Source organism: Cupriavidus sp. NPDC089707 (assembly GCF_044748965.1).
Lineage (GTDB): Bacteria > Pseudomonadota > Gammaproteobacteria > Burkholderiales > Burkholderiaceae > Cupriavidus.
Genome location: NZ_JBIVHB010000013.1, coordinates 43,035 through 63,680, shown reverse-complemented (window position 1 = coordinate 63,680; position 20,646 = coordinate 43,035). Strand labels below are relative to the sequence as shown.

The following is a 20,646-nucleotide window of genomic DNA, read 5'->3' as shown; positions in this document are numbered from 1 at the left end:
GCGCGCCAGCGCACGGCCGCGCAAGGACGAGACCCTATTCGACGCCATGCCTGCGAAGCACGCCCATGGCGAGCGCACCGGTCTGAATCAGCGCGATGGCGAGGAAGGACACCAGCATGATCTGCGCTGCCACGAGGTAGTCGAGCTGAGGATAGCGCCACGCCCCCAGGCCGATTCCCGCCAGCAGGCCGATGCCAGCGGCAAGGAAGATGGCGCGGACCATGCCGAATGATTTCAACAAGGTCCTCAGGCACATCACGACGGCGAACACGATAGGGAACAGCGCGAAGAAGCGCACATCGAGGTCGCCATACGCCGGGCCGAACAGCATGACGACGACGTTATCGCCGAATAGCAGCAGCAGCGCGCTCAGCCCGCCCGCCAGCGCGACGCCGCCCAGCACGAACAAGACGGACATCCTGGCCAGCGTCATGGCGTTGTCCCGCTTGAACGACGCCGCGAACCTGGGCATCAAGTGATAGCCGAGCGCCATCAGGATGTATTGGGCCGGCAGCAAGACCGTGAGCAGGATCCGGAATCTTGCCGAGTCGGCAAGGTGTCCCAGCGAGCCGAGCAGCACGACCAGTCCCGGGCCGACCAGCCAGCTCATCAGCTGCGCGCTGGCCGAGCTCGCACCAAATTCCAGCCACTTCCGCGGGGAAGCTGGCCTCCCGGGAATGATTTCGATGCGCCCATTGCGCCGGATGGCACCGGCTGCCAGCAACGTTGGGAGCAGGATCGCCGCGGCGAGCATCAGCATCACCGCGGATGCACCCTGCGTGCTGGTGGCCAGGCCGATCATCGCAACGCCGCCACCAATCAGCGAATGGCAGACCAGCAGTCCCGTATAGCCCCTCGCCTTCGCGCCTACGGTCCGGAGCACCCAGTAAGCGGTGTAGCTGGAAAACAGCACGGCAGCCGCTGCACAGGCCGACGTGCTCAGGCCATGCCCGTACAGGTAGAGGATGGACCCAGCAGCCACTGGAAACACAGTCAGCCCTGCCATTTCTATCGAGAAGCCCACGCGGAGCTTCATCCCCTCAATCAGCGACGGCTCGTGCAGGAATGAGACATAGAAGATATTGATAAACACCACGAGGGACAGCACAACCGCAACCAGGCCATAGCCAGCCATGTCCATCGACCGGGCCAGAGCCACGTTGATGCCGAATTGCACTGCCGTATAGGCGGCCTGTTCGAACACCGCGCCAAGCGCCGACAGCATGCGGCGCATTATTGCATTCCCTCGAGCGACGGTGCCGCCTCTGGCGTCGAAGACGGGATTGGGAACGCCGGCATCTCTCTGAAAAGCAGGGACAGGCCCTGTGTAATCTCGTGGCCGAGCCGCGCCGAACGTTTGAATTGCGTTGCGCCCAAGGATCGCGCGTACGCCAGCCGTTCGATCAGATCGTCAGCGCAGGCAGTCTGGCGCACCGCGAAATCACCGCGCCCGCTCAGCCTGAAGAAGGACGCGACCTTGGAGTCCCAGACAATGCCGACTGATGGCACGCCGAAGCTGAAGGCGATGATGTTCGCGTGCATTCTGTGGCCGACCATGCTCTGACATCCCGCGATGATCGAGACCAGCTCCGCCGGGGATTTAGGCAGGATGAAGTCCGCACCACCAACGCCGAGCCGGTTCCCGACCGAAGCCGCCGCGATATTGTCTTCTTCCGCGCCATTGGTGAACAGAACCACCCGCTTCCCGCTCTGCCGCAGTTTGGCCACCAGCTCCACGAACATGTCAATTCCCCGGCCCTGCTCCGATACGGTGGCGAGGTCCGCGTTGTAGTGCAGTGACTCGACATCCGAGACACAGATACCGACATCCCAGCGCTTTTCCAGCCCCTTGTCCGCATAGAGAGCCGAGCTCAGGATGGCCGGGTCCGGAATGATTGTGACGTCGGAACAAGTGCCCCCGGCGATGCGGACAAGATTCCGACGCGAGCCTTCATCCCTGACGGAGATGAATTGCGGCGCCGCCTGCCTGAAGAACCTGGAGATGAGGTACCTGCCCGCCTTGGACCAGCTGGCTGCCACGCCTACCGATACCAGGGCGACCTTCGCGTTCGTCCCGAGGCACTGGGCCAGAAGATAGAGCTTCAGGGGAAAGTTGAGGTCGACATCGCACAGGAGTTGGCCGCCACCGATCACGACGACATCCGCATCCGCCAGCTGCTGCTTCCACCTGGCGCGCCACAGCCGCCGGTATTTCATCAAGATGGCAAGGGTCAGCACGGGAACCCGGGCCCACCCAGGGAGCCTGGAGAAGACCCGCATCAGCCCCCCCTTCTTCAGCGAGTTTTCACCGAGCTGCGTGCGCCCTGCTATGTCAAGGTAACTGACACGGCAATCCGGCAGGGTCTGATGGATCAAGTAGCCCAGTGTTTCGGCTATCACGGCATCGCCGAGGTTGTCACTGTACGGCACCGCGCATATGACGACGTGCTTCATCTTGATTGGCCGATGGCAAGGTTAGCAAGGGAATGAGAAACAAGCTGACCGATGTGAGATGGCGAACATAGCTTCCCAGGTCTGGCTCGAATATGAACTGCACCAGGATATGCGCGACAATCAACCTGGCAAACCAGCGGCACTTGCGTTGGTCCTCGCCAGCTGGCAGCGTCGCGGACAGCCCGCGCAGGGCTACGCGGATGATCGCAAAGTGCATCAGCATCATGGCAAGATCGACCGGCGCGCGGAAGCTGATCACGGGCAACACAAACATGGCGGCTGCATACAGATAATTGACGATGAAATTGACACCCGAGGTGGGTGGATACAAATTCCAGATCATCGTCCGGTTGTCGCTACCGATACTCAGCGCGTAATTGTTGGAGATATCCCTGGGCGACTGGAGGACATACAGGATCTCGGCGGGTGCCACCAGGATCGCTCCCAGCAGGCATGCCAGCACGACGCCTTTCCATGCCGGCGTAAGCCGTGCCGACGCGCGCATGCCGAGTGCGAGCACCAGGATCATCGCGTAATAGTTCCGGATGAAGAAGGCATAGCATCCGTACAGCACAATGATCATGACGACGAGCCCGCGGGAAGACACCGCCCTGGACATGCCGCACGCGACAAGAATGATCGACATCGCGATCACGACAGTCTCCTTGCCGGGTGAGAGCAAGTTCAGCAGCATGCAGGGAAGGACGAACAGCCAGCGCGCAGCCAGGTCTCGCAGGCTTGCGACGCGGCTCGACGCCACCACAAGGTAGGTAACGCCGATGCTGGCGGTTACGACGTTCACATACTCCGGCCCAAAGAAGGAAAACACCCTTGCGGTGGCGGCGAATGAATCGTCGAAGTTGGACGAGCCGGTCACAAGAAATTCCAGCATCTTGTTCGAATCGGCCACCCACTTTTCGGGAAGCGATTCGCGCCCAAAGAAATAGACCGCCAGATAGAGCATGCTCAACAGCATGCTGGCGATGGCGGCCAGTCCGCGCTCCGCAAGTACCCAGTCGCGATTCAGTTTCGTGGCGTGCATTTTGATCTCGCGGGACCGGTCCCTGGCGCCCGGCGCCGGTTACCGCCATACCAGCCCATCATGTTTGCCTGCTTGCGCCCCGATGGCCAATGCGCTTCGGTTTCACGATTTCTCGCTATGCGAGTAGCCGTAATAGGCATAGCGATAGCGTCCATACTTGGAACCGTAGCCATAGCGGAAGGCATTGGGATCGAGCCCATTGAAGATCACCCCTTTCACACTCACATTGACTTGCCCGAGTTGCTTGGCACACTCCGATATTTCCCCGATCGAACTCTTGCCGAATCGCGTGACAAGGAAGACCGTGCCGCAACGCTCAGCCAGGATCGCGGCGTCGGCGACAGCCAGCACCGGGGGCGTGTCAATCATGAGCAGGTCATAGCTTTCGCTGAGGTCTTCGAGCAGCTTGACCATGCGCGTGTTGAGCATGAGCTCGGCAGGATTGGGCGGTATGGTCCCCGTGCCGATGAAATCCAGTCCCTGGACGACGTCGCGGTGGATGACCTCTTCCAACGCAAGCTTCCCGGCCAGCACGTCAGACAAACCGGGGTCCCGGTCCTTGCCGAAGTATTGGTTCAGGTATCCCTTGCGCATATCGGCGTCCACCAGCAGAACGCGCTTGCCGCCAGAGGCCATCAACGCCGCCAGATTGACCGAGACAAAGGACTTGCCGACCCCCGCCGTCGCCCCGGTAAGCAGCACGCGGTTGTTGGTCGCATCCAGCATGGCAAACTGCAGCGACGTCCGCAGGCTGCGCAGGCTTTCCACCGACGGCTCGTTTGGATAGCGATCTGCCAGCAGAAACTGGCCTCGCTTGCGCGAATGGATTTCCTTGCTGAGGGTGATCTGGTGTTCGGACTGTGGAACGGTCGCATACACATTCAGGCCGGTATGCTCCTCGATGTCCTTGGGATCCGTAATCCCGCCGAACAGGACATTGCGGACAAAGGCTACCCCCGCACCCGCCAGCACGCCAAGCATTGCGGCCAGGACGATCACCAGAGGCTTCCTGGGCTTTACCGGCTCCTCGGGAACCGGCGAGCTATCCACAAGGCGCACGCTGCCGACCTTGCCGGCCTTCACCAGCTTGAGTTGCTGCATATTGTTCAGCATGCCGACGTATAGGTCGTTGTTGACCTGGACATCGCGCATCAGGCGCAAGGTATCCTGTTCCAGGTTTGGCAAGGCCTTCACACGACTGGCGATCGATCCCACCTTGGCGCCGAGCGCGGCGATTTGCTGGTCTATGGCTTGCATGGACGGATGACCGGGCGCAAAGCGCGTCACAAGCTCGGCGCGTTTCTGCTTGAGTTCGAGCAGCGAGGTTTCTGCCGTCACACTCTCCTGCAGGAATGCCTTGCCCTCTTCGCTGAGATTGAAGGTGCCTCGCTCATTGCGCATGGCGTTGTACTTGACTTCCGCGCGCTCGAGCTCTGCCTTCAGTTGCGGCAGCAGGTTGTTCAGGAAAAGCAGGGATTTTTCTGCTTCCGCGGCCTTGCGATTGATGTTCTGCGCCACGTACTCATCGCCGATCTCGTTCAGAATGGCAGCGGTCAGCCGGGGATCATTGCCTTCGAGCGAGGCACCGATCATGCCGCTCTGCTTACCCTTCTCCGCGATATTCAACTGAAGCTGCAACTGCTCCAGCGTCTTCAGGCGGGAATTGCGGATCAGGTTGAAGGCAATGCCGGGCTTCGCCTTCAGTGCGCTCACCAGCAGTCGGATCTTCCCCACACCATGCTCGACCTCGACCGCTTCCCCCACACGGCCCTCGATGGGCTTATCAAGACTGCTCTGCTCCAGCCGGTAGCGGCCATCCCCCAGGGTCACGAGTACGAAGCTCTCGCCCTGCAGCGCATCGGGCACGTCGAAGATGGACACCGCGATCGATTCCGAACCCCAGGCATAGCCCCCGATGCCAAACAAGCCCGGCTCGGAAAGCCCTTTCGACCGGCTGGCGATCCAGGGTCCGATCAGTGGGAAGTACTTCGGCTTGGCATCGATATAGAGCCGCAGATTGTCAACTGCCTTGCCGACAATCATGCGCGAGCGCAGGATCTCGATTTCCGCGGTCGCCTGCGTTTTGACGTCGAATAGCGAAGAGACATCGCCCAGCAGGCCGTTGGGGCTGTTCTGGCTGTCCTCAACCTGCACAAGGATGTTCGCCTCGTAAACCGGTCGCGCCAGGAAGGCGTAGGCAACCCCAATCGAAAATATGGCAATACCAATCGCCGCAATGAGCCAGCGGCTTGCCACGAGCACGTCAAGATAGCGAACGAGGGCGATCTCATCTGACTGACCGGGCGCCGCGACAGGAAGATATGTGGACTGGTTCATGGGAGGCAGGACAAGTTCGTATTAACCCAAGGCCCGGATGCGTGGCACCCAGGATTCCACACCGCGCTGAATCAGCTGCAGCGCATTCTCGAAGGCCGGAGGTGGCTTGCGATAGGGATCTGGCACATCAAACCTTCCCAGTTCGCCAAGGCGGAAAACCCGTCCTGTGGTGGCGGGGTGCAAACGCTGAATCTCTTGCCGCTGGGCGCTGTCCATGACGAGTATCAGATCCGCGCGCCTGACCATGGCGTAATCGAGTTGACGGGCCCGGTGGCCGGAAATATCCACGCCCTGATGAATCATGAGGTCCACCGCGTTTGGATCAGCAGCCTGTCCGGTAAGGGCTCCGAGGCCGGCGGAGACAACGTCGCCCTCGGGCAGTGCCTGTTTGAGCAGGCCCTGCGCCATCGGGCTGCGGCAGATATTGCCGATGCAGACGACGAGAACGGTCTTGATCATTTCACTGCGTTTGCCGTGGACGTAAAGAAATTTCCGCTGGGCAGCAGTTGATTGATCACGCGACTCCAGCGGACCACGCCAGCGGCATCGACATAGACAACGTCCCTCGGCTTCAATTCGAACGCTTCGGCCAGGGCAAACGCAACAGGGGACTTGCCGTCCAGGTGGAACACCTCGGCTTGCCCATCCGTACTCTTGCGGATCACGTAAAGTTCCTTGGCGTTAGCAGAATTCGGGTTCAGGCCGCCGGCTTCACCAATGGCTTCACTCAGCGTGAGCCGGCCGTTTCGCGGCATCACCGGCGTCGGCTTCACGACTTCGCCGGTCACGAATACCTTGCTGTCCTCACGCTGCTCCACGCGCACAATGTCCCCATTGCGCAACAGGATGCGGGCCGGGTCAATGCCTTGCTGCAGAAGCGCAGGCAGACTCACGAAATAGTTCTTGCCCTCGCGTGAGATACGAATGCGGCTGTTGTCACCAGTCAATACGTTGACGCCGCCGGCGCGGTTGAGCGCTTCGACCAGCGTCATTGGCACGTCGTCGATATTCTGCGGGCCAGGTGTCTTGACTTCGCCGTCGAGGTAGACACGCTTGCTGCGAAAGGCAAGCACACGCACGGTGACCTGCGGCAAGTTAACCACGGGCTTGAGCTGGGTGCTCAGCTGCCCGCGGATTTGATCCGGGGTCTGACCGAGCACCTTGAGCACCCCGGCATAGGGAAACTGGATGGTTCCTGCGGGACTGACAACGTAGCCCGGTATGTTGGCCGCGCCACTGTAGCTCGGAATCTCGTAGGCCGCGCCAATCGAGTAAGTTTGCGTGGGGAACACCAGTTCCGGGTGGTCCCACACCACGATCGAGAGAATGTCACCGACGCCAACGACATAGGGCTTTGGATCGGCGAATAGCTCCTCCACCCCGGCATTCGCTGGTGGCGTGGAGGCTTTTAGCGTACGCACCAGCGTGGGTGTGATCTGCGTGATTTTAGGCACCGATTCCGGATCCTCCGGATCGAGTGGGCGCTGTGGGTCGAAGCGCATGCCTGGCGCGAGTGCGCAGGAAGCCAGCAATGGAACGATACCCAGGCACATGGCGGCCCTGCCAAACCTCAAGCTGCTTGAAAGCTTTAGCACGTCTCGATGATTCCCTTGTTTTCAAGAAGATCCGCAATACCCGCAGTCTCCCTGGCGGGTTGAGCAGCGGTGACTCCGCTTGTTCGACATGGCACTCGCGGGTGCCTTTCCGCTTGTTTGCACTCCTGCGGACTTGAACCTGGCGGCGTTGGCTTCGTATGCCCGGCGCGAAGGCGCGCTCTTTTCTGCACTGCATCATTTCGCAAATGACCGGCGAAGTTTATGGCTCGTGGGACTAGATCTTCAAGGCGGAACCGGCGTTTTTCCCAAGTTTCCTATCCCCCCATCAGAGTGGAAACGAAAATGGAAGGGACACTACGGACGCTGTATCGGCTTGATACGAGCGCGTCGGCGACCGTGTGAAGGTTCCTCACTCGCGGCCTCGACTCATATACCGGAACAGCCTGCTCAACTGCGCGATCCGGGGCATGCGCCTACCCTGCAAGGGCCGACATATGGCGGGTCTCTGCATTCGTGGCGTGTTTCCCGCAGTTTGCGAAAAAAAATGAGGGTGTAGACGCTGGAAACGTCTACACCCTTACGGGAGCGGCAAGGGGTCGGTGCTTGCCGGCCTTGATTATTGATGGGGAGCAGACCGCGTCTTACCCCGCTTCGGTGGGCCCCAAACTTAGGTGGGGAAACGATTTGAAGCTCAGGCCGGCCGGAGAATCCCTGTCGTCGTAACCACGACTTTGCCTTCATCCAGTCCCAACGCGTGGGGGGTACCGCAGATGCTGCGACGCAGCACAATCCCCGTTGGCACCCCGTTGCCGACTTAAGGGTGTAGGCGATTGATTCCCTGTTGCGCCTACACCCTCTTTCTTTGCTGTCAGACGAACGTCTGCCGCCGCCGGGATGCGACAGACGAAGAATTTGCGTCAGCCAGTATCGAACCAGTTTTAACGCCGTAAATCTGAACGGCTCGAAAGGGGAAATCCCTCGACGTCGAAACCAGGAATGTGCGCCCGCACTGCCGGGGTACTTCATCGTTTCACGGCCGTCTCAGCTTTATCAGACCTTTAGAAGGGAGCAACTGAAATGACGAGTCGCGTTAGCAAAGCCGTCTTCCCGGTAGCGGGCCTGGGAACCCGCTTCCTGCCCGCCACCAAAGCCAGCCCCAAGGAAATGCTGCCGGTGGTGGACAAGCCGCTGATCCAGTACGCCGTGGAAGAAGCCATGGCCGCCGGCATTACCGAGATGATCTTCGTCACCGGCCGCTCCAAGCGCGCCATCGAAGACCATTTCGACAAGGCCTTCGAACTGGAGGTGGAACTCGAAGCCAAGAACAAGCGGGCACTGCTGGACGTGGTGCGCTCGATCAAGCCGTCCAACGTGGAGTGCTACTACGTGCGCCAGCCCGAGGCGCTCGGTCTGGGTCACGCTGTACTGTGCGCGGCCAAGCTGGTCGGTGACGCGCCGTTCGCGATCATGCTGGCCGATGACCTCATCGACGGCACCCCCCCGGTAATGCAGCAGATGGTGGACACCTACAACCACTACAACTGCTCGGTGCTTGGGGTCGAGCAGATCGCGCCGGAGCAAAGCCGCTCCTACGGCGTGATCGATGGCCGCGAGTGGGGCGAAGGCGTAATCCAGGTGTCTGGCATTGTCGAGAAGCCTGCGCCGGAAGAGGCCCCGTCCAACCTGGGCGTGGTCGGCCGCTACATCCTGACGCCGCGTATCTTCGACCACCTGCGCGCACTCAAGCCCGGCGCCGGCGGCGAATTCCAGCTGACCGACGCGATCCAGTCGCTGCTGGGCCAGGAACAGGTACTGGCCTATCGTTACCAGGGCACGCGCTACGACTGCGGCAGCAAGCTCGGCTACCTGAAGGCAACTGTCGAGTATGCGCTCAAGCACCAGGAAACCGGCGCAAACTTCCGCAGCTACCTGGAGCAGCGTGGCCATCATCTGCCTGACAGCGTGATTGCCTGAAACAGCTGCCTGCGAATTTGCATAGCAAAGAGCCACCGGCTCTCTACGGTACGAGGTTGCAGAGCGGATACGATGACCCTCGCGCCGCTCGCGCATACTGGAGACACCTGGATGTCGGCACAATGTGAGATTGCCAAAGCGCTTAGACCATGGCTCATTCATCAATCCTGGTTCAGCGCGCACCCTGTCGACGAGGGCAGGTTCTACCGCGCGATGGCCGAGGTCATTGCCCACGCTGGTACGGTGTGGACCGATTCTGAGTTCAAGGAAGCCATCTACGATGTGATCGGCAGAGACCGAAAGGCGGTGTACGAAGAATGCGTCTATGAATACACCAGCATCGCGATGCGCATTCGGGACTACGAGACGGTTCGGCCTGATCAATTGCTTGGGGGCGTTAATGTCGCATACGCCCGCTCGTAATCTCGATTCTCGTTGAGGACCGCTCTGGCGCCGCGTCGAGGAGCCGCTGTATCAGGTCCGTGCCGCGGGAGATCGGGTGCGTCTCGCTGGCATGAGCCAACCCGGCCTCCGCTCACAAGAACTCCGACCACGCCCCCCCCTTTCCGACCGCAAGGCAACCAAAGAGGTAGCAGCGACATGATTGACTGGATCCACCTGGGCAAGGCCTTCTTTCTCGGCATCCTCGAGGGCCTGACGGAGTTCCTGCCCATATCAAGCACAGGGCACCTGATTCTGATCGGAAGTTGGATCGACTTTACGTCCCATGAGGCACGCGTATTCGACGTGGTGATCCAGCTCGGCGCAATCGTGGCTGTCTGCTGGCTCTATCGTGCCAAGATCACGCACCTGTGTGAGGGAGTCGTCCGGCGGGATCCCGACGCGCTGCGCTTTGCCACTGCGGTAGTGGTCGCCTTTCTGCCCGCGGCAATCATCGGTGCGCTGTTCATCGGGCCCATCAAGCACCGGCTCTTTGATCCCGCCGTCGTCGCAATTGCATTGATCGTGGGCGGCCTGATTATTCTCTGGGTAGAACGGCGCAGGGCCGTGCCGCGCATTCACACCATCGAAGATTTTGGCTGGAAGCAAGCCATTGGTATCGGCTTTGCGCAGTGCGTAGCCATGATTCCCGGCACGTCTCGATCGGGAGCCACCATCATCGGAGGGATGCTGTCTGGCGTATCACGGCAAGCCGCGACCGAATTTTCTTTTTTCCTGGCAATTCCCACCATGCTGGGTGCTGCCACCTACGACGCCATGCGGCACTACCACTTGCTCACCATGGAGGATCTCTGGGCAATTGCCGCCGGCTTCACTGCGGCCTTCATCTCGGCTCTGTTTGTTGTCAACGCGATGATTCGCCTTGTCGCGCGACATTCGCTGCGAGTGTTTGCCTGGTATCGCATCGCACTTGGTCTGCTGATTGGAATCGTGACTGCCGTCCCCTCACTTTGATCGCGCGCTGGACTGCTGCATGCCGCAGCAAGAGTGAAAATCACTTGGCGGCTTTCCCCCCGCCGCCCGCCCTGCCCGGAATGGCTTGCTTCTGGCGTCTCTTTCATACATTGAGACCGCCGCGGACGACATAGCGCACGCCGGCACCGTCGACCAACACCTCGCGCGTGGTGCGGATGACTTGCGCGAAACAAACAGGGCGCGAATGGTAAACCAGGCGGCAGATCCTCGTTGCCTGGCATAGCCAGCAGAACAGCATCGGTTCAAGGACTGGGCGAAGACGTGGCGGGATGCGGGACTGAGAACCGCGGTTGCCGCAGAACAATGGGAAGTTGTCGCCGATTCCGAGGCAATGTCGGCCCAATTGACAATATCTCCCTAGATAGTAAAAATACCGGCTCGGGAAAATGTTACATTCCCGCACAATTTCTTACAAAACGAAAAAATATAGCCGGGGTGGTCGTCTATGCGTCTTCTTGTTCCTTCGCTATTTGTGACAGCTCTTGGCCTGGCAGGATGCGCCGCGCAGACGCCGGAAGATCAATTGGCACCCCGCTCGCAGACCGTACGCCTGTGCAATGGGCACGCCTGTACCGAGCAGGATCGGCGCGTAGCGACATTTCAGGCGGCAAATGATGTCGACCCCCGCATGCAGGCCTTGGCTGAGGTGGCGGAGCGCAATCCGAACGCGGCCTATGACCTGGGCCTGCGCCTGCTGCGTGGCGACGGCGTGGAACGCAACAGCTATCAAGCCCTGGAATGGCTGCGCAAGGCCGGAGACAACGGGCACATGCAAGCCCAGCTGGCGCTTGGCCGAATTTACCTGATGGGCTTTGAGGAAATGGGCTCGGACCCGGCCGAAGCCGAGGCCTGGCTGACACGCGCTGCAGCCAAAGGCAGCAAGGAAGCCAAGGACCTGATCCCGCAAGCCCAGGCGGCCAAGAAGGACGAACAGAGCCTGTACCAGGTGCGCGAAGCCTATCGCAAGTCCTGGATTACGTGGTACAGCAGCTATCCCTACTACTGGGTATGGGGCCCCTCCGGCTGGCATCTGCGTTAAGTCGTCGCTGTCTTCCAACCCTGGTTTTTCCATCACTTCCGTCAACAGGACACGTTCTCATGCCCAAGATGACTTCCTTGCGCGTGGCCGCACTGGCCACCCCTCTGATTTTGGCTGGCTGCGCCGGCGCGGGGGGCGGCCTCATCAGCACCGGCACGGCACCCACGGCCGCCACCGGCGCCGCGGGCGGTGCAACCAGCGTGAATGCCAATGCCACGCTGGAACGCTGCGACACGCCTCTGGGCACGCTGGCTGTGGATGATGGCCGTGGCAAGGAATGGTATGCGAGCTTTGGCGCAGCCACCAAGATCACGACCATCGAGCCCCTGATCCGCCTGGCCGTGCAGCAGTCGAACTGCTTCGTGATCACCTCGGTTGGCAATAATCGCACCGAAAGCAAGATCTCGAACATTACCGACAAACAGCGCAACTCCGGCGAGTTCCGGGCAGGTTCGCGCCAGCAAAAGGGTCAGCGCGTAGCGGCCGACTACTACATGGAGCCCGCTATCATCATCGATAACGACGCCACGGGTCAGCTGGCTGCCGGTGTGGGCAGCCTGTTTGGCAGCGTCGGCGCGCTCGTTGGCGGCGCCATGCAAAGCAAGGCATCGGTCGTGACCCTGACCATGTTCGACATTCGCTCGGGCGTGCAGCTGTCGATCTCCGAGGGCAACTCCACGGCCACCAGCTTTGGTGCCGCCGTGGGCGCCTTTGGCGGCGGCGCGGCTGGCGGGCTCGGCGGCTTCTCCCGCACGCCTGAAGGCAAGGCCACCGTGGCGGCATTTATGGACGCCTACAACAACATGGTGATCTCGCTGCGCAACTACAAGGCGCAGGAAGTCAAGGGCGGCCTGGGGCGCGGCGGCCAGCTCAAGGTCGGCTCGTAAGCGCCTGGGAAGTCCTGGACTTCGCAAGCAAGCGCGCTCCGGCCGCTTGCTTGTCCATGACGCAGCGCTCTCGCCAGCGCTGCGCGCCGCGACGTCGCGGATGGCTGGCTGGCTCGTTATATTCGGCATGCCGGTCAGATCTGATGGTGCTCACCCACTAAGCGCGGCCGGCAAGAATCCGTTTGTTTACAGGGGATTTCCTGTTATTCGGATTTACAGGCTATTACCTGTTTCCTTCCAATACAGGCTACAGCTTGTAAAGCTGTAAAACAGGTAATATCCTGTATATCGTCAGCAAACGATGGCCGCCCATACCGGGCCGGCAGCCGCCGATATGCACTATCCAGTCAAGACACTCAGCCAGCTGCGGCCGATCCTGCAGGGCTTCAGGAAGTCCAGGGGCCTGACGCAGGCAAATATGGCCGCTTACCTCGGCGTCAGGCAGCAGACGTATGCCGAGCTGGAAGCCAACCCTGCCGCGGCCAGCGTAGAGCGGTTGTTCAAGGCGCTGCGCGTGCTTGGCGTGGAGATGATCCTTTCCCCTGCTCCGGATACCGATATGCAGCCGGAACCGGAGTTTCCTCCCGGCAGCGTAGCGCCGCCAGGAAAGGATGCGCGCCGGACTACACAGGGAGAACAACCGCAGACGCCCGCAAAGGGCAAGGCGAGCCGCACCGCCCGCAAGACCGGCCAGCCACAGCGGGAGGACTGGTAGCGATGACGCGCGGCACGCAAGCGAAGCGCCTCGATCTGTGGATGAACGGATTGCCGGTGGGTCACTGGGAAACCACGCCCGCCGGCGACCGGCTGGCCTATCGCGAAGACTGGATTGCCGACCCGCAAGGCCGGCCGTTGTCCTTGTCATTGCCCTTTACGCCGGGCAACCAGCCCCACCGTGGGCCGGCAGTCGCCAACTATTTCGACAACCTGCTGCCCGACAGCGATGCCATCCGGCGGCGCATCGCGGCCCGCTACCAGACCGGCGGGACCAACGCCTTCGCGCTGCTGGCCAAGCTCGGCCGCGACTGCGCCGGCGCCCTCCAGATGCTGCCGCCGCAGGAAGCACCGATGGCGTTGAAGCGCGTCCAGGGCCGCCCGCTGTCGGAGACGGAGATCGCCACCCTGCTGCACGAGGCCACGGCCGAGCCCGTGCTCGGGCTGCGTGAGCCCATTGATGACCTGCGCCTGTCTATCGCCGGCGCGCAGGAGAAGACCGCGCTGCTGCGCCGGGACGGACAATGGCTGTTGCCGCAAGGCAGTACGCCAACCACGCATATCTTCAAGCTGCCGATGGGACTGGTGGGCAATATGCGCCCCGACATGCGGACCTCGGTGGAAAACGAATGGCTATGTGCCAGGATCGTCGCCGCCTTTGGCCTGCCGGTCGCTGCCTGCGAGATCGCCCGCTTCGGGGATGTCAAGGCACTGGTCGTCGAGCGCTTCGACCGCAAGCCCTCGGCAGACGGTTCCTGGCTGCTGCGCCTGCCGCAGGAAGACATGTGCCAGGCCACCGGCACGTCGGCAATCCAGAAGTACGAGTCGGACGGCGGGCCGGGCATCCAGCAGATCGCGGACATCCTGGCGGGCTCGCGCTCGGCGCTGTCCGATCGTCGCAACTTCTTCCTCGCGCAGATCGTCTTCTGGCTGCTCGCGGCCACGGATGGCCATGGCAAGAACTTCAGCATCAGCCATCTGACGGGTGGCCGATATGAAGCGACGCCGCTGTACGACATCCTGTCGGCGCATCCGATCATCGGTAAAGGCAAGAGCCAGGTGGCGCCGCAACGGGCCCGGCTGGCGATGGCGTTGCACGGCAAGAATTCGCACTACGCCATCCAGGAAATCCAGCGGCGGCACTGGCTTGCCCAGGGACAGCGCATCGGCTTCTCGCCCGACGATGTCGAGTCGATGCTGGACGAGGTCGTGTCGCGGACCAGCCTGGCCATCGACGCCGCCGCTTCCGCGCTGCCGCCGGAATTCCCCGTGGACCTGGCCGATGCGATCTTCGATGGCATGCGCCGGCAGCAGCGGCGCCTCTCCGCCTGACCGCCTGACCGCCTGACCGCCTGACGCTAGCGGCGGCGCCGCCCGGACTGGTTCAGCGCCACGGCGGCGCGGATCAGCGCCGTCAGCGCTTTCTCGTCGATCCGGGCGCCTTCGGGGAAATCGATGGCGCGCCGGGTGTTGCCCTCCAGGCTGGCGTTGAACAAGCCGGCCGGATCGTCCAGCGCCGCGCCCTTGGCGAAGGTCATCTTCACGACGTTCTTGTAGGTCTCGCCGGTGCAGACGATGCCGTCGTGCGACCAGACCGGGACGCCGCGCCATTTCCATTCCTCGACGACTTCGGGATCGGCTTCCTTGACCAGCGCGCGCAGGCGGCCGAGCATCTGGCCGCGCCAGTCGTCGAGTTCCCGGATCCTGGCATCGATCAGCTCGGAAGCCGGAATGCTGTCCTGCTTGCTGTCCTGCGCTTCGCTCTTTGTCATGGCGGTTGCTCCTCAAGCGGATGCCGTGCCCGCGGCACATGGCTGGCCCTGCATTGTGCCGAACCCGGTGCTCTACTGCCACCACCCGGCCACCACCCGGCCATCACCGATGCCACCACCGCCCTCACCTTGCCACGCCGCCCAAATCTGCCTCTAATAGTCTGAACAGGCGGGTCGACATGACCCGGTCCGGTCAGGAGGCGAAATGCGCTGCACGCATTGCGGCTTCGCGAACCTTGCGGGCGCCAACTTCTGCGAGGAGTGCGGGGCAAGGCTTGCCCGTATTTGCCCGCAGTGTGGCGCCGAAGCCACGCCTGCCGCCAAGTTCTGCCGGGCCTGCGGCGTCTCCCTGGCCGAAACGCCCGCGCCGGCAACCGTGCCGCGGCTCCAATCCGCGCCTCAACCGCCCAGGCCACCGGCGACCGCCCCGGTCCATTACACCCCGCCCCATCTCGCCGAGCGCATCCTGGCCGAACAGGCCGCGATGGAAGCCCGGGGCGAGGCCGCCGGCGAGCGCAAGACCATCACCGCCCTGTTTGCCGACATGGCGGGCTCGACCGCGCTGACGCAGGACATGGATCCGGAAGACGCGCGCCGCCTGATCGACCCGGTCGTGACGCTGATGATGGAGGCGGTCCACCATTACGAAGGCTATGTCGCCAAGTTCCTCGGCGACGGCATCCTGGCGCTGTTCGGCGCGCCGATCGCGCACGAGGACCATGCCCTGCGCGCGTTGTACGCCGCGCTGCGGATGCAGGGCGCGATGCATCGCCACAGCGACCGGGTCCGGCTCGAGCAAGGCATCCCGCTGCAGATCCGCATCGGTATCCATACCGGCGAGGTGGTAGTGCGATCGATCCGCAAGGACGACCTGCATACCGATTACGATCCGGTCGGCCACACCATCCACATTGCCTCGCGCATGGAAGGGATTGCCACCCCGGCATCGATCCTGGTCAGCGAATCCACGCACAAGCTCGCCGAGGGCTATTTCGAGTTCACGGCGCTGGGCACCACGCACGTCAAGGGCGTGCGCGAACCGCTGGCGGTGTACGAGGTGGTGGGCCTGGGGGCGTTGCGCACGCGCCTGCAGGTGGCGGCGCACCGCGGGCTGGCACGCTTCGTCGGGCGCCAGCAGGAACTGGAGCACCTGCATGAGGCACTGGAGCACGCCAAGGCGGGCAGCGGGCGCATCGTCGCCGTGGTCGGCGAGGCGGGCGTCGGCAAGTCGCGGCTGTTCCATGAGTTCAAGACCCGCTCGCAACAGGGCTGCCTGGCGCTGGAGACGTTCTCGGTCTCGCACGGCAAGGCTTTTGCCTACCTGCCGCTGATCGAACTGCTGAAGAACTACTTCCAGATCACCCCGCAGGACGGCGACCGCGCCTGCCGCGAGAAGGTGACGGGCCGGCTGCTGACGCTCGACCGTTCGCTGGAAGATCACCTGCCCTACCTGCTCTACCTGCTCGGCACCACCGAACCGGGTTCGCCGCTGCCGACCATGGACCCGTCGCTCCGGCGCCAGCGCACCTTTGACGCCATCGCCCGCCTGCTGGTGCGCGAGAGCGCCAACCAGCCGCTGATGCTGATCTTCGAAGACCTGCAATGGCTCGATGGCGAGACCGAGGCCTTCCTCAACATGATGGTCGACCATGTGCCCGCCGCGCGCATGGTGCTGCTGGTCAACTACCGGCCCGAATACACCCATCGCTGGGAAGCCGGGCCGCATTACTCGCAGCTGCAGCTGCAGCCGCTGGGTCCGGCCGAGGCGCAGGGCCTGCTGACCGCGCTGCTGGGCGACGACCGGAGCCTGGTGCCGCTGAAGCGGCTGATCCTCGACAAGACCGAAGGCAACCCGTTCTTCATGGAGGAAGTGGTCCAGACCCTGTCCGAGGAAGGCGCGCTGCTGGGCCAGCCCGGCTGCTACCGCATCGACCAGGCGCCGGCGCTCCTCCATATCCCCACCACGGTCCAGGGCGTGCTGGCCGCGCGTATCGACCGGTTGCCCCTGGCGCAGAAAGAACTGCTGCAGACGCTGGCGGTGATCGGCAAGGAATTCCCGCAAAGCCTGGTGCTGCGGGTGGCCGGGCTGGAGGACGACAAGCTGCATCCGCTGCTGGCCGACCTGCAGGCCGCGGATTTCATCCATGAGCGACCGGCGTTCCCGGAAGTCGAGTACGCCTTCAAGCACGCGCTGACCCAGGAAGTCGCAGGCAATTCGCTGCTGACCGAACGCCGCAGCGCCTTGCATGAAACCACGGCGCGGGCGATCGAAGATTTGTTCCAGGGCCGGCTCAAGGACTATTGCAGCGAGCTGGCGCACCACTACAGCCTCAGCGGCAATGTGCCCAAGGCGGTCGAATACCTGCACTGCGCCGGCCAGCAGGCGCTGCACCGCTCCGCACAGTCCGAGGCGATCCGGCACCTGAGCACCGCCATCGAACTGCTCAAGCGCCAGCCCGATACGGCCGAGCGAGCGCGCCAGGAACTGACGCTGCTGCTGACCCTGGGACCGGCGCTGATGGCGGCGCGGGGGCAGGCGTCGCAGGAAGTCGAGGCCAACTACCGGCGCGCGCTGGCGCTGTGCGAGCAGGGCCGGCAGACGCCCTATGTCTTCTCTGCGCAGCTCGGCCTGTGGGCCTTTTACCAGTTGCGCGCGCAATACCAGGTGGCGTTGCCGCTGGGCAAGCGGCTGCTCGGCCTGGCACTGAAGTCACAGCGGCCCAAGCAGCTGGCCGAAGGCCATCGCGCGCTGGGGGCCACGCTGTTCCGCCTGGGCAAGCTCGACGCCGCGCGCTCGCATATGGAGACGGTGATCGCCCTGCCCCATCCCGACTCGCAGGCCTATGACTTCCTGATGGGCTACGGGCGCGATCCGGCCGTGCACGCAACCAGCACGCTGGGCTGGATCCTGTGGTACCTCGGCTGTCCCGACCATGCCCGCGCGCTGTGCCAGGAAGCGCTGGTGATGGCGCGCGCGCGCCCCGATGCCTACAACCTGGCGCTGTGCCTGGTCTTCGCCGCTGAAATCCACCAGTGCCGGCGCGAGGCGCGGCTGGCACGCGAGTATGCCGAGGCCGCGATCGCGATCTCCGGCGAGCAGGGCTTCCCGATCTACCTGGCGTGGGGCACGGTGGTGCAAGGCTGGGCCATGGCGGAGCTGGGCGATGCCGAGGAAGGGATCGCCCGGATTCGCCATGGCCTGGCCGCCTACGAGGCCACCGGCGCGGTGCTCGGCACGCCCAACCTGCTGTCGCTGCTGGCCGACGCCTGCAACAAGGCCGGACAGGCGGACGCCGCGCACGAAGCGCTGGCGCGCGGGCTGGCGCTGGCCGAAGCGACCGGCGAGCGGCTCGACGAAGCCACGCTGTGGCGGCTGCGCGGCGACATGCTGTGCCGGCAGCTGCCGCCCGGACACGAGGAAGCCGAAGCCTGCTTCCGGCAGGCGCTCGACATCGCCACCGGGCAAGGCGCCAGGCTGCTGGCGCTGCGCGCCGCGCTAAGCCTGGCCAGGCTGTGGCGCGCTCAAGGCAAGGCCGACGCGGCACGCGAGACGCTGGCCCGGCACCTGGCCCCGCTGACCGAAGGCAGCGACACCGCCGACCAGCAGGAGGCCGCAGCCATGCTGGCGGTGCTGGGCGGCGAGCTATCGGGCACAGGGGGCACCGCAGGCGACACCCCAGCCGGCACCCCGCCCAGCACTTCAGCCCCCACGCGCCCATGACCCCGCTCCAGGCCAGCCAGCTCCAGGACAGATTCGCGGCCTTGTGGACACGAGCGGGCGGCGCGCATGCCCGCGACGCCTATGCCGATCTTGCCGGCCGCTATGGCGAACCGGGCCGCCATTACCACACTCTCGACCACATCCGCCGCTGCCTGCGCGACCTGGATTGGGCGCGGGGGGCCATCGCCACGGCCGATGCCGATGCGGTGGAACTGGCGCTGTGGTGCCATGACGTGATCTATGTGCCCGGCGCGGCCGACAACGAAGCGCGCAGCGCCGGCTGGATCCTGCAATGGGGGACCGGCATCGCCAAGGCCGACCGGATCGCCGCGCTGGTGCTGGAAACCGTCCACGACGGGATCCCTGCCAGCACAGCGGGCCGCTTCACCGCAGATATCGACCTGGCGGCGCTCGGCTGCAGCCGGATGCGCTTCCGCCACAACGGCGCCTGCCTGCGCGCCGAGCGCACCGACCTCGACGACCTGGCCTACGACGCAGCCGAGCGGGCCTTCCTGCGCGCGCTGCTGGACAGCCCGCGCATCTACTACACCGAGCCGTTCCACGCGCGCTATGAAGCGCGCGCGCGCGGCAACCTGGCGTGGCGGCTGGCGCAGCCGGGCCCTGTCGGCGTCACAGGAATTCGCCGCTGATGTCGATGCTGGAGCGCTGGCCGATGCTGTCGTAGTGCTGTGCCAGCCAGGCCGTGGCCTGCGCCCGGCCCTGGTCGCGCAGCGTGCACAGGAAGTCCCAGTCGGCGTTGTACTTGGTCGACACGCCAAGCGCCGCCATGGTCTCGTCGGAGCGGATCGAGTGGATCCACATCTCCTTCATGTCGCGCCCGTCCACCTTGCCCTGCTGGATCAGCGCCGTGACAAAGGCAATGGCGCGCATCTCGCGCATCAGCGATGAGTTGAAGCTGAGCTCATTGACGCGGTTGAGGATATCCGCCGCCGAGGTTGGCACGCCGTGGCGCACGATCGGGTTGATATGGACGATGACCACGTCGCGGGTCTGGCAGTGGTAGATCAGCGGAAAGATCGCCGGGTTGCCGACATAGCCGCCGTCCCAGTAATACTGGCCGTCGATGCACACCGCCTGGAACAGTGTGGGAACGCAGGCCGACGCCAGCACGGCATCGATGCTCAGCTCCTCCGGCGGGAAGATGCGTATGCGGCCGGTCTCGATATTGGTCGCGCACAGGTAGAGCTGGATCGGGCAATGCTCGCGCAGCGCGGCGAAGTCGACTTGCGTGCCGAGCACTTCGCGCAGCGGGTTCAGGTTGTTGGGATTGAACTGGTACGGCGACAGCAGGCGCAGCGCAATGTCGGCCATGGCATACAGCGGCGAATGGTTCAGCCCCAGGGTATGGCTGGTCTTGAACCAGGGCATCCAGCGGAACGGGCTGTAGCGCTGCGCCGAACGCGAGATCGCCAGCCAGAACGCGTGCAAGGCGTCGCGCGCGCCGGCGCTGCCGCCTTGCAGCAGCCCGTAGGCCAGCACCGCGCCGTTCATGGCACCGGCGCTGGTGGCGCTGACGCCCTCGATCACCAGCCTGCCGTCCTCAAGCAGACGGTCGAGCACGCCCCAGGTGAATGCGCCATGCATGCCGCCACCCTGCAGGGCAAGCGACACGGGTTTATGGTCTGGCTGGTCCGGCTGCATCCGAGGCTCCCTCCCTGGCGCGCCATGCGGGTGCGCCAGGCTCTGTGCTGC

At 63.5% G+C, this 20,646-nt stretch carries 17 protein-coding genes; 9 read left to right on the top strand and 8 right to left on the bottom strand.

Annotated features, from left to right (window positions below; genetic code table 11):
• Positions 1 to 34: 34 nt before the first annotated feature.
• The 6 genes from ACIP1U_RS20615 to ACIP1U_RS20590 form a co-directional block, all read right to left on the bottom strand.
• Positions 35 to 1,234, bottom strand: coding sequence for a polysaccharide efflux transporter (locus ACIP1U_RS20615; protein WP_400318603.1), 1,200 nt, complete (start codon positions 1,232 to 1,234; stop codon positions 35 to 37).
• Positions 1,234 to 2,454 (bottom strand): polysaccharide pyruvyl transferase family protein, encoded by a 1,221-nt coding sequence (locus ACIP1U_RS20610; RefSeq protein ID WP_400318600.1) that lies wholly within the window; start codon positions 2,452 to 2,454, stop codon positions 1,234 to 1,236. Before ACIP1U_RS20610 ends, ACIP1U_RS20615 begins: the two co-directional genes overlap by 1 nt.
• On the bottom strand, positions 2,417 to 3,496 hold the full coding sequence (locus ACIP1U_RS20605) for a hypothetical protein (RefSeq protein WP_400318597.1): 1,080 nt from the start codon (positions 3,494 to 3,496) through the stop codon (positions 2,417 to 2,419). The genes ACIP1U_RS20610 and ACIP1U_RS20605 overlap by 38 nt, the downstream gene beginning before the upstream one ends.
• A 102-nt stretch (positions 3,497 to 3,598) precedes the next feature.
• On the bottom strand, positions 3,599 to 5,833 hold the full coding sequence (locus tag ACIP1U_RS20600) for a polysaccharide biosynthesis tyrosine autokinase (RefSeq protein ID WP_400318594.1): 2,235 nt from the start codon (positions 5,831 to 5,833) through the stop codon (positions 3,599 to 3,601).
• 21 nt (positions 5,834 to 5,854) lie between these two features.
• A complete protein-coding gene (locus ACIP1U_RS20595) occupies positions 5,855 to 6,292 on the bottom strand; it encodes a low molecular weight protein-tyrosine-phosphatase (RefSeq protein ID WP_400318591.1) in 438 nt (145 codons plus the stop codon).
• Positions 6,289 to 7,428 carry a polysaccharide biosynthesis/export family protein gene (locus tag ACIP1U_RS20590; RefSeq protein WP_400318589.1) on the bottom strand — a complete coding sequence of 380 codons (1,140 nt, stop codon included), beginning with the start codon at positions 7,426 to 7,428 and terminating at the stop codon, positions 6,289 to 6,291. Before ACIP1U_RS20590 ends, ACIP1U_RS20595 begins: the two co-directional genes overlap by 4 nt.
• 1,038 nt (positions 7,429 to 8,466) lie before the next feature.
• Here ACIP1U_RS20590 and galU point away from each other — a divergent pair.
• The 7 genes from galU to ACIP1U_RS20555 all read left to right on the top strand — a co-directional run bounded on the left by galU (position 8,467) and on the right by ACIP1U_RS20555 (position 14,772).
• Positions 8,467 to 9,363 carry a UTP--glucose-1-phosphate uridylyltransferase GalU gene (gene galU / locus ACIP1U_RS20585; RefSeq protein WP_400318587.1) on the top strand — a complete coding sequence of 299 codons (897 nt, stop codon included), beginning with the start codon at positions 8,467 to 8,469 and terminating at the stop codon, positions 9,361 to 9,363.
• Positions 9,364 to 9,435: 72 nt separating this feature from the next.
• Positions 9,436 to 9,786, top strand: coding sequence for a hypothetical protein (locus ACIP1U_RS20580; protein WP_400318584.1), 351 nt, complete (start codon positions 9,436 to 9,438; stop codon positions 9,784 to 9,786).
• Between the two features lie 177 nt (positions 9,787 to 9,963).
• Positions 9,964 to 10,779 (top strand): undecaprenyl-diphosphate phosphatase, encoded by an 816-nt coding sequence (locus ACIP1U_RS20575; protein ID WP_400318583.1) that lies wholly within the window; start codon positions 9,964 to 9,966, stop codon positions 10,777 to 10,779.
• A 466-nt stretch (positions 10,780 to 11,245) separates the two neighbouring features.
• Positions 11,246 to 11,839, top strand: a complete 594-nt coding sequence (locus tag ACIP1U_RS20570) for a tetratricopeptide repeat protein (protein WP_400318581.1) — start codon at positions 11,246 to 11,248, stop codon at positions 11,837 to 11,839.
• Between the two features lie 59 nt (positions 11,840 to 11,898).
• Positions 11,899 to 12,726, top strand: coding sequence for a hypothetical protein (locus ACIP1U_RS20565; protein ID WP_400318579.1), 828 nt, complete (start codon positions 11,899 to 11,901; stop codon positions 12,724 to 12,726).
• Between the two features lie 334 nt (positions 12,727 to 13,060).
• Positions 13,061 to 13,441 (top strand): helix-turn-helix domain-containing protein, encoded by a 381-nt coding sequence (locus ACIP1U_RS20560; RefSeq protein WP_400318863.1) that lies wholly within the window; start codon positions 13,061 to 13,063, stop codon positions 13,439 to 13,441.
• Between the two features lie 2 nt (positions 13,442 to 13,443).
• Positions 13,444 to 14,772, top strand: a complete 1,329-nt coding sequence (locus tag ACIP1U_RS20555) for a type II toxin-antitoxin system HipA family toxin (protein ID WP_400318577.1) — start codon at positions 13,444 to 13,446, stop codon at positions 14,770 to 14,772.
• 26 nt (positions 14,773 to 14,798) lie between these two features.
• Here the strand turns inward: ACIP1U_RS20555 and ACIP1U_RS20550 are convergent, their stop codons facing one another.
• Positions 14,799 to 15,212 carry a DUF1801 domain-containing protein gene (locus tag ACIP1U_RS20550; protein ID WP_400318575.1) on the bottom strand — a complete coding sequence of 138 codons (414 nt, stop codon included), beginning with the start codon at positions 15,210 to 15,212 and terminating at the stop codon, positions 14,799 to 14,801.
• 205 nt (positions 15,213 to 15,417) lie between these two features.
• Here ACIP1U_RS20550 and ACIP1U_RS20545 point away from each other — a divergent pair, with 205 nt between their 5' ends.
• Entirely contained in the window at positions 15,418 to 18,933 is a 3,516-nt protein-coding gene (locus ACIP1U_RS20545) for an adenylate/guanylate cyclase domain-containing protein (protein ID WP_400318572.1), read from the top strand.
• Positions 18,930 to 19,583, top strand: a complete 654-nt coding sequence (locus ACIP1U_RS20540; RefSeq protein ID WP_400318569.1) for a hypothetical protein — start codon at positions 18,930 to 18,932, stop codon at positions 19,581 to 19,583. The genes ACIP1U_RS20545 and ACIP1U_RS20540 overlap by 4 nt, the downstream gene beginning before the upstream one ends.
• Here ACIP1U_RS20540 and ACIP1U_RS20535 read toward each other — a convergent pair.
• Entirely contained in the window at positions 19,564 to 20,595 is a 1,032-nt protein-coding gene (locus ACIP1U_RS20535) for a patatin-like phospholipase family protein (RefSeq protein ID WP_400318566.1), read from the bottom strand. The genes ACIP1U_RS20540 and ACIP1U_RS20535 overlap by 20 nt on opposite strands.
• Positions 20,596 to 20,646 lie beyond the last annotated feature (51 nt).

Excerpts from the sequence above, each read along its gene's own strand:
- ACIP1U_RS20615 (WP_400318603.1), bottom strand. The coding sequence starts at position 1,234 with ATGCGCCGCATGCTGTCGGCGCTTGGCGCGGTGTTCGAACAGGCCGCC.
- ACIP1U_RS20610 (WP_400318600.1), bottom strand. The coding sequence starts at position 2,454 with ATGAAGCACGTCGTCATATGCGCGGTGCCGTACAGTGACAACCTCGGC.
- ACIP1U_RS20605 (WP_400318597.1), bottom strand. The coding sequence starts at position 3,496 with ATGCACGCCACGAAACTGAATCGCGACTGGGTACTTGCGGAGCGCGGA.
- ACIP1U_RS20600 (WP_400318594.1), bottom strand. The coding sequence starts at position 5,833 with ATGAACCAGTCCACATATCTTCCTGTCGCGGCGCCCGGTCAGTCAGAT.
- ACIP1U_RS20595 (WP_400318591.1), bottom strand. The coding sequence starts at position 6,292 with ATGATCAAGACCGTTCTCGTCGTCTGCATCGGCAATATCTGCCGCAGC.
- galU (WP_400318587.1), top strand. The coding sequence starts at position 8,467 with ATGACGAGTCGCGTTAGCAAAGCCGTCTTCCCGGTAGCGGGCCTGGGA.
- ACIP1U_RS20580 (WP_400318584.1), top strand. The coding sequence starts at position 9,436 with ATGACCCTCGCGCCGCTCGCGCATACTGGAGACACCTGGATGTCGGCA.
- ACIP1U_RS20575 (WP_400318583.1), top strand. The coding sequence starts at position 9,964 with ATGATTGACTGGATCCACCTGGGCAAGGCCTTCTTTCTCGGCATCCTC.
- ACIP1U_RS20570 (WP_400318581.1), top strand. The coding sequence starts at position 11,246 with ATGCGTCTTCTTGTTCCTTCGCTATTTGTGACAGCTCTTGGCCTGGCA.
- ACIP1U_RS20565 (WP_400318579.1), top strand. The coding sequence starts at position 11,899 with ATGCCCAAGATGACTTCCTTGCGCGTGGCCGCACTGGCCACCCCTCTG.
- ACIP1U_RS20560 (WP_400318863.1), top strand. The coding sequence starts at position 13,061 with ATGCACTATCCAGTCAAGACACTCAGCCAGCTGCGGCCGATCCTGCAG.
- ACIP1U_RS20555 (WP_400318577.1), top strand. The coding sequence starts at position 13,444 with ATGACGCGCGGCACGCAAGCGAAGCGCCTCGATCTGTGGATGAACGGA.
- ACIP1U_RS20550 (WP_400318575.1), bottom strand. The coding sequence starts at position 15,212 with ATGACAAAGAGCGAAGCGCAGGACAGCAAGCAGGACAGCATTCCGGCT.
- ACIP1U_RS20545 (WP_400318572.1), top strand. The coding sequence starts at position 15,418 with ATGCGCTGCACGCATTGCGGCTTCGCGAACCTTGCGGGCGCCAACTTC.
- ACIP1U_RS20540 (WP_400318569.1), top strand. The coding sequence starts at position 18,930 with ATGACCCCGCTCCAGGCCAGCCAGCTCCAGGACAGATTCGCGGCCTTG.
- ACIP1U_RS20535 (WP_400318566.1), bottom strand. The coding sequence starts at position 20,595 with ATGCAGCCGGACCAGCCAGACCATAAACCCGTGTCGCTTGCCCTGCAG.